The organism is Testudinibacter sp. 'clade 2' (assembly GCF_006227735.1).
GTDB lineage: Bacteria > Pseudomonadota > Gammaproteobacteria > Enterobacterales > Pasteurellaceae > Chelonobacter.
The window spans coordinates 1-662 of sequence record NZ_VDHB01000252.1; the positions used below are offsets into that span (position 1 = coordinate 1).

General features: G+C 42.4%; 1 protein-coding gene. It reads right to left on the bottom strand.

Features of this window, described 5'->3' with window-relative positions:
• Positions 1-489, bottom strand: a 489-nt coding sequence (locus tag FHQ30_RS13065) for a NapC/NirT family cytochrome c (RefSeq protein WP_176552693.1), incomplete at its 3' end; no start/stop codon positions are given.
• Positions 490-662 lie beyond the last annotated feature (173 nt).

Sequence of the window (662 nt, forward strand, 5' to 3'; positions counted from 1 at the left end):
GTGGCAGTCGATACAGGTTTGGTTGGTTTCCAGTGCCAGCTTGTGCATGGTCTGTGCCTGTTCCGACTGTTCGCCCAAAATCCAAGCATCGGTTTTGTGGCAAGTACGACAAGTGGAGGAATCTTGCTCTTTCATGTTTTTCCAGACCGCCTGAGCCATTTCTAAGCGATGCGCTTCATAGGCTTCTTGATCTGGAATTTTGCCGGTGATCTCGCCCCAAACGTCTTTCACTGCCATCACTTTGGCTTTCACATAATGCCAACTGTCCGGTGGCAAGTGACAATCGGCACACTCGGCGCGAATGCCTTTACGGTTGGCAAAATGCACACTGCCTTCCCACTCCTCTTTTGGAAAGCTCATCGAATGGCAGCTGACACAAAACTCGGTGGAATTGGTTTTGTGAAAAACGCCCTGGGTGAGCCACAATGCCAACCCGCCCAAAATAAAAAGTAATACCCCGAATAAGATTCCTTTCTTTTTTACCCACATAAAAGATACCTCTAATGTTTTAACTCGTTATAGTTATGCTTGGGGCGTATCTTAATTAAAATAGAAACAGAGTATTTGATATGAATCAAATATAAATTAATTTTTTCAGATAAATAAAATAGAAAGAGGCGGAATAAGAGATATTATTGTGAAATTTTTGGCATTAATTCTTT